The organism is Aurantimonas sp. E1-2-R+4, from assembly GCF_036549515.1.
In the GTDB taxonomy this organism is placed as follows: Bacteria; Pseudomonadota; Alphaproteobacteria; order Rhizobiales; family Rhizobiaceae; genus Aurantimonas; species Aurantimonas coralicida_A.
This window is the reverse complement of the sequence record NZ_JAZHLK010000089.1, coordinates 1-6403: the sequence shown is the minus strand read 5'-3', so window position 1 is coordinate 6403 and position 6403 is coordinate 1. Positions and strand designations below refer to the sequence as shown.

The 6403-nt window shown below is 63.8% G+C and carries 6 protein-coding genes, 2 tRNA genes and 1 pseudogene; 5 read left to right on the top strand and 4 right to left on the bottom strand.

The genetic code is table 11. The features are described 5' to 3' along the window. Positions 1-111: 111 nt before the first annotated feature. A pseudogene (locus VQ045_RS20920) lies at positions 112-351 on the bottom strand (nuclear transport factor 2 family protein); the annotation flags it as partial. 499 nt (positions 352-850) lie between these two features. On the opposite strand from VQ045_RS20920, the gene VQ045_RS20915 reads away from it, so the two are divergent. Both VQ045_RS20915 and phnN read left to right on the top strand, forming a co-directional pair. Further along, positions 851-1195 (top strand): hypothetical protein, encoded by a 345-nt coding sequence (locus VQ045_RS20915; protein ID WP_331831496.1) that lies wholly within the window; start codon positions 851-853, stop codon positions 1193-1195. Then, on the top strand, positions 1195-1845 hold the full coding sequence (gene phnN, locus VQ045_RS20910; protein WP_331831495.1) for a phosphonate metabolism protein/1,5-bisphosphokinase (PRPP-forming) PhnN: 651 nt from the start codon (positions 1195-1197) through the stop codon (positions 1843-1845). The genes VQ045_RS20915 and phnN overlap by 1 nt, the downstream gene beginning before the upstream one ends. A 227-nt stretch (positions 1846-2072) precedes the next feature. On the opposite strand, the gene iolB is transcribed toward phnN, so the two are convergent. Continuing rightward, positions 2073-2894: a 5-deoxy-glucuronate isomerase gene (gene iolB, locus VQ045_RS20905; protein WP_331831494.1), complete on the bottom strand. Its 822-nt coding sequence runs from the start codon at positions 2892-2894 to the stop codon at positions 2073-2075. A 5-nt stretch (positions 2895-2899) separates the two neighbouring features. After that, a complete protein-coding gene (locus VQ045_RS20900; RefSeq protein WP_331831493.1) occupies positions 2900-3169 on the bottom strand; it encodes a DUF3329 domain-containing protein in 270 nt (89 codons plus the stop codon). A 142-nt stretch (positions 3170-3311) separates the two neighbouring features. Between VQ045_RS20900 and iolG the strand changes: the two genes are divergently transcribed. Continuing rightward, complete coding sequence (gene iolG, locus VQ045_RS20895; RefSeq protein WP_331831492.1) at positions 3312-4298, top strand: inositol 2-dehydrogenase; 987 nt, start codon at positions 3312-3314, stop codon at positions 4296-4298. Between the two features lie 66 nt (positions 4299-4364). Here iolG and VQ045_RS20890 read toward each other — a convergent pair. Further along, positions 4365-4439 (bottom strand) — tRNA-Thr (locus VQ045_RS20890). Positions 4440-4670: 231 nt separating this feature from the next. Between VQ045_RS20890 and VQ045_RS20885 the strand changes: the two genes are divergently transcribed. Beyond that, a tRNA-Phe gene (locus VQ045_RS20885) sits at positions 4671-4746 on the top strand. 238 nt (positions 4747-4984) lie between these two features. Next, a complete protein-coding gene (locus VQ045_RS20880; RefSeq protein ID WP_331831491.1) occupies positions 4985-6172 on the top strand; it encodes a tyrosine-type recombinase/integrase in 1188 nt (395 codons plus the stop codon). Positions 6173-6403: the final 231 nt, after the last annotated feature.

Genomic DNA, 6403 nt, shown 5'->3' with positions numbered 1-6403 from the left:
GCCCATCAGCGCCAAAATGCCGAAAAGTTCATTGCCCCTGCATCGAGGGCCGCGTAACGTTCAACCCGGCATCGCCGCTCAACGAAGTTCAACAAACTTCGGGACATCCCCCGAAACCGCCCGGTCACCCTGGACGAAGTGGCTGTGATGATCCCAGTGGGCGTCAGGCATCGTGGACCATACGCCGCTGAAGGCATTGGCCATGGCCTCGGCGCCTTCTATCCGGGTGCCATACACCTCCGGCCCGCCGACGGTGTAGAAGACGCAATCGTCGGCGAAGGCCCGCATCACGGCCTCGATGTCGTGGCGGTTGAAGGCGTCGAAGGTGGCTGCGAGATCGGCGGCGGTCAGCGTATCATTCATGTGGGTATCCTCATTTTCATCGCCTGATTGTGTAGAGCTGCGACGGCCGGCGACTCAGCCTGCGAGACGCTGGCCATCCTGCCTCTCATGCATCCGCTCGACAGGATGGCGCGCCCCTCGGATACCCCGGTTCAACGGGATAGGCCGTCCACTGCGCCCGTGGGCGCGTGCCCGCCCGATGGCTCGATTTCAGGCTGCGGCAGCGTTGGGCGCGCCTGATCAAGGCTTAAGGCTTGGCGCGATCCGACCATAGGGCCAGTTTTGGGATTGACTGGGTCCAGGACCCGTCCAACAGCGTCCGCTTCCAAGCAAGTGCGGGCGCGGATGCGATCTTCGCCTCAAAGGCTGATGATCCACTTGCGCAGGACGATTCCGTACAATTCCGCGAATGCGATTCGGCCGCGCCGAAAACGTGCGATCGTGGCAGACAGGGGAGCGTCTCACGGCAGTTGCCCAGGCGCGCATGGTCTGCCTCCAGGGGGAACGGATGTTCAAGACAACGCTGCAGGAACCGACGCGCAGGCGGGAACAGATCGATGACCTGATCCACAACGGCTCGGCTGATATGGAATGGGCAGACGCGGTCTACCTTTCGCGTCAAGGAAGCCGCGTCGATCATCAGGGCCTCGCTTCGCCGGATGCCGCCGCGCCGATCCTGGAGACGGCGGCGCGAACCTGCCGCGACGATCTGACCCGGAACGACATCGCCGCCGTTCAGGAGATGGCCCATCGCCGCGCGGACCGACCGGGGCTGAATATACGGACCGGCCGTCTGGACGAGCGGCTGACCGCTGCTGTCTCGCCGAGCCTTCTCTGCAGAGATGCCGCTTGATGCCGCCGACGAAGCAACGCCAGGCCAGCGGGGCGGCGGCCCCATTCGCAAATCGTTTCCCCGGGTCGTTCGTCGCCGTGGTCGGACCCAGCGGCGCCGGCAAGGATTCGCTGCTGGCGATTGCCGCCGCAGCGCTCGCGACGGACTCCACATTCTTCTTCCCGCGCCGCGTCGTCACCCGCATCGCGCTTGTCGACGCGGAGGACCACGACAGCCTGACCCCGGCGGCATTCGCCGCGGCCGAGGCCGCCGGAGCCTTCTGCCTGACATGGTCGGCGCATGGCCTCTCCTATGGCCTGCCGGCTGAGATATCGAGACGTCTGGAGGCTGGCGAGACCGTCGTCGCCAATGTGTCGCGGGCGGCTTTGCGGAACGCGGCGGAGCGCTTTTCCCGCCTCCACATCATCGAGATCACCGCTCCACGCCACCTGCTGGTCGCACGGATCGCCGCGCGAGGCCGGGAGACGCCGGAGGAGATCGACCTGCGGCTGCGACGCCAGGCGACGCTCGACGTGCCCGAGAGCGCCGAGGCGGTTCATCGCATCCACAACGATCGCGCGATCGACGCCGCCGCCGCGGCCTTCATCGCGATCCTGCTAAGGGTGCGCGCAATCGCTCCGGAGGAAAGACCCGCTGAACGGCGCGGGTGAGATGCAGAGCCACCGTCCAGGCGCGGGGCCCATGCCTTGAACCTTGTCTGCTTCGTTCAAGAATCTGGAAAGGGCGGGTCGGAGGATCTTGCGGCGGCGCGAGAGGTGGGCACGGCCAAGATCGGGGAGCCCGACTTGCGAACCGGCTTCGCGGGATTGCGGACGTGCCGAACTCTCGCCGGAGACGGACAAGTACGCGCCCGCCCGCCAAAGCCCCGTTTCTGATCTCACGCCGGCGGCATTACCAGCCATTCGTGCGCCAGTTCGTTGTGGAACTTCCACGTCCGCGTCGGCCCGGCCATGACGTTGAGATAGTACAAATCGTAGCCGTGCGTCGTCGCGCAGGGGTGATAGCCCTTCGGCACCAGCGTGACGTCGCCGTCCTCCACCACCATCGCCTCGTCGAGTTCGCGCGTGCCGTCGTCTCGCGCATCCGTATAGACGCGCTGGAAGGCGAAGCCCTGCGGCGGATCGAGGCGGTGGTAGTAGGTCTCTTCGAGAGAGGACTCGTCCGGCAGATTGTCGGTGTCGTGCTTGTGCGGCGGATAGGACGAGGTGTGCCCGCCAGGCGTGATCACCTCGACGACCAGCAGTGAATCCGCGCCGGGGTCGGTTTCGGGCAGGATGTTGGTGACGTGGCGGACATTGGTGCCCTGCCCGCGCGTCTCCTGGCCGAGCGAAACCGGCGCGATCAGCCGCGGCGGATGCGCGCCGGGGGTTCCCGGCGCCGAGCAGACGGCAAGTTCGACGGCGGTCTCGGCCGTCACCTGCCAGCGGTCGCCAGCCGGCACATAGACCGACCAGGGCTTGCCCTCGAACGGGCTCATCCGCTCGCCGATCAGGCCGAAGTCCTCGCCATCGCTTGCCATGGAGGCACGGCCGGAAACGAGGACCAGGCAGACCTCGCGTTCTCCGGTGCGTTCGGCGACGCTGGCGCCGGGGGCCAGCCGATACAGCTCGAATCCGACATAGCTCCAGCCGGCGCTCTCGGGCGTGACGTGTATGACGCGGTCGTGGTCGCGTTTCGGTCGTACGCGCAGATGGGACATCAGGGTCACTTTCCTTCGCTGGTCTCGGTGTCGGTCGCGGCCGTTCCCTCCCCGGACGCATCCGCCTCGGCGCCGGCCGGTTTGCCCGCCGCGTTCGGATCGTAGGCGAGGAAGAAGGTCCAGATCGCCCAGACGGCCGCCGCGCTGGTCATGATGCCCCAGAAGGGCGCGTCGTTTGCCCATTCCAGCGCGGTCCAGACGACGAGCACACCGGTCATGCACCCGCGTATCCAGAGCGGGCGGTAGAACGGATGTTCGGCTTCGCGTCTGCGCATCTCGTCGCTCCTTCGTCGCCTGTCCGGCCCGGCCGCTGTCGCCGTCCCGAGACTGAATTCTAATCCTTCTCAAGCTCGGATTGTCTATTCCAATCTCAGCGATTAGTCCTGCGACGCGAGATTGGACTTCTGGAGACATGTCATGCTGAGCTTCGGCCTTCTGGGATGCGGCCGCATCGGCCAGATCCACGGGCGCAATATCGTCGCGCATCCCAACGCGCGACTCGTCGCGGTGGCCGACGCGCTGCCGCAGTCGGCCGAGAGTTTTGCGGCCGCGTCCGGCTGCGAGGCTCGCCCGGCGGACGCGATCCTGACGGCCGCCGACATCGACGCCGTCATCATCGGCACGCCGACCGACACCCATGCCGGGTTTATCGAGACGGCCGCGGGCGCTGGCAAGGCGGTGTTCTGCGAAAAGCCGGTCGACCTCAACTCGCAACGCATTCGCGACACGCTGGCGCGGATCGGCGATGCGCCGTTGATGATCGGATTCAATCGCCGCTTCGACACGCATTTCGGTTCGTTGAAGGCGCGGATCGACAATGGCGATATCGGCGACGTCGAGCTCGTCACGATCCTGTCGCGCGATCCCGGCCCCCCGCCGGTCTCCTACATCAAGTCGTCGGGCGGCCTCTTCCGCGACATGATGATCCACGACTTCGACATGGCCCGCTTCCTGCTCGGCGAGGAAATCACCGAAGTCCACGCCGTCGGCTCCTGCCTGGTCGACAGCGCCATCGGCGAAGCCGGCGACATTGACACCGCCGCCGTGCTGCTCAAGACCGCAACGGGAAAGATCGCGCAGATCTCCAATTCGCGGCGAGCGACCTATGGTTACGATCAGCGCGTCGAAGTGCACGGCTCGAAGGGCCTGTTGAAGGCGGAGAACGTGCCCCAAACGACGGTGGTCCTCGCCAATCAGGCGGGGGTCGCGGCCGATCCCGTCCAGAATTTCTTCCTGGAACGCTATGTTGAGGCCTATCGCCGCGAATTGGCCTATTTCATCGACGCCGTCACCAGCGGGACCCAGCTTTCGCCCTCTGGCATGGATGGGCTGAAGGCGGGGCTGCTGGCCGACGCCGCAACGCAGAGCCATGAGCGCGGCCGTTCGGTGAAACTCGAAGCGTGAACCAAAGCCGCGAGGCAAATCAGCGTCAGTGAAGAAGGGGGAGCAAGGTCCGCAGTGAAAGCGGACTGGTGCTGCCGGAGAGACTCGAACTCTCGACCTCTCCCTTACCAAGGGAGTGCTCTACCACTGAGCTACGGCAGCATTGGGCGCTATCTCTCCGATTTCGGTTGGCGCGTCAACAGACAGTGAAGCGAAAAGCAGCCTTTGCCGACCAAAGTCGCGAAGCGCCCCTGCCAAGCCGGGCAACCCGGCATCGTCATATTTTTCCAGGCGCCGCCGCCGAAACGCTGGACAGCGCGTTGGAGCTTTTCTATAAGGCGCGAGCTTTCGCCGGCTTGGCGCTCCGCATTCGGAGCGTTTCGACGAAACGGCGCCCAGGTAGCTCAGTTGGTAGAGCATGCGACTGAAAATCGCAGTGTCGGCGGTTCGACTCCGTCCCTGGGCACCATTTCCCCTTCCCATATTCTCATAGCGTCCCTCCTATCAATAAAAATCAATGAGTTAGCTGGGTATGGCTGCTTATGGCGCCCTGCCACGTACCATTGCAACGCATCAGTTTGTGGGTAACGATCCGGGTATTACCCATTACCCCTNGCTGCTTATGGCGCCCTGCCACGTACCATTGCAACGCATCAGTTTGTGGGTAACGATCCGGGTATTACCCATTACCCCTAGGCCCGTTACCCATGCCGCTTTCCGACTTCGCCTGCAAGAACGCCAAACCCAAGGTCAAGCCGTATCGTCTCGCCGACGGCGACGGGCTCTATCTCCTCGTCCAAAAAAGCGGCTCTAAGCTCTGGCAGCTGCGTTATCGCTACCTGGAGAAGGAAAATATTCTCTCCTTTGGCAAGTACCCGCTAGTGTCGCTTCTCGACGCGCGAGAGAGGCGGGACGATGCCAAGAGATTGCTGGTCGCCGGCATCAACCCTTCCACCAAGCGCAAGGAGGAGAAGGCCACAGCTTTCACGGAAGCGCGCACCACCTTCGGCCTAATCGCCGAGGAATATGTTAAGCGGATGGAAGAACGGAAAGCGGCGGCGGCCACAGTTACCAAAACCAAGTGGCTCCTAGAAGACCTGGCCAGCCCGCTCGCCAAGCGTCCCATCAAAGAGATCACCCCTGCGGAAATTCTCCAACTCCTCCAGAAGATCGAAAAGAGCGGCCGAAGAGAGACGGCGCGGCGCTTGCGCGGCGTGATCGGCAGTGTCTTCCGGCTGGCGATTGTCACCCTCCGGGCCGAGACCGACCCGACCCTGGCCCTTCAGGGCGCGCTTCAGTCACCGAAAGTCAACGGCCGTGCCGCGATCACCGATGAAAGGAAATTCGGCCAGCTCCTCGTGGCGATCGATGACTACGACGGCTGGCCGACCCTCAAAGCCGCTCTCCAGTTCCTCGCCCTCACCTGTGTCCGTCCCGGCGAGGTACGGGGCGCCACCCGCGACGAGTTCGACCGAAAGAAGGCCGTCTGGCACATTCCGGCCGAGCGCATGAAGATGCGCGCTCCGCACGACGTGCCGCTATCCAAACAGGCGCTTCTGGTCTTGGAAGAGGTCTGGCCGCTTTCCGAGCACGGCGGCCTGGTCTTTCCTTCGATCCGTTCGACCAAGCGTCCACTTTCCGAGAACGCCATGAATGCCGCGCTGCGGCGTATGGGCTACGGTAAGGACGAAGTGACCGCCCACGGCTTTCGGGTGACCGCCAGCACCATCCTTAACGCCCGCAGCTACGATCCAGACGTAATTGAGGCGGTGCTGGCGCATCAGGACAAGAACGCGATCCGGCGAGCCTACAACCGCGCTACCTATTGGGAGCAACGGGTGACGCTGATGCAAGAGTGGGGAGATTTGCTAGACGCGCTAAAGCCGGGCCGTTAGTTTTACGCGTATTCCAAGATCGGCTCGCTGCCTTCCCGGTTGGCATAATCGTCGCCAGCGGCATAGGCACTTAAGCCGCTCACTGGGCGGCCCCCTCGCGTTCAGGTTCAGGCTCTCGGGCTAGAGCATCCGGCGAATAATTTGAATCGACGGGTTCCCATTTGATGTTCGGTTTGATTCTCTGTGAGCAGGAGGTGCTCTATGGGAAAGGCTGTTTCATCAGATTTGCGG

Coding starts and splice junctions, on each gene's coding strand:
- VQ045_RS20915 (WP_331831496.1), top strand. CDS start 851: ATGTTCAAGACAACGCTGCAGGAACCGACGCGCAGGCGGGAACAGATC.
- phnN (WP_331831495.1), top strand. CDS start 1,195: ATGCCGCCGACGAAGCAACGCCAGGCCAGCGGGGCGGCGGCCCCATTC.
- iolB (WP_331831494.1), bottom strand. CDS start 2,894: ATGTCCCATCTGCGCGTACGACCGAAACGCGACCACGACCGCGTCATA.
- VQ045_RS20900 (WP_331831493.1), bottom strand. CDS start 3,169: ATGCGCAGACGCGAAGCCGAACATCCGTTCTACCGCCCGCTCTGGATA.
- iolG (WP_331831492.1), top strand. CDS start 3,312: ATGCTGAGCTTCGGCCTTCTGGGATGCGGCCGCATCGGCCAGATCCAC.
- VQ045_RS20880 (WP_331831491.1), top strand. CDS start 4,985: ATGCCGCTTTCCGACTTCGCCTGCAAGAACGCCAAACCCAAGGTCAAG.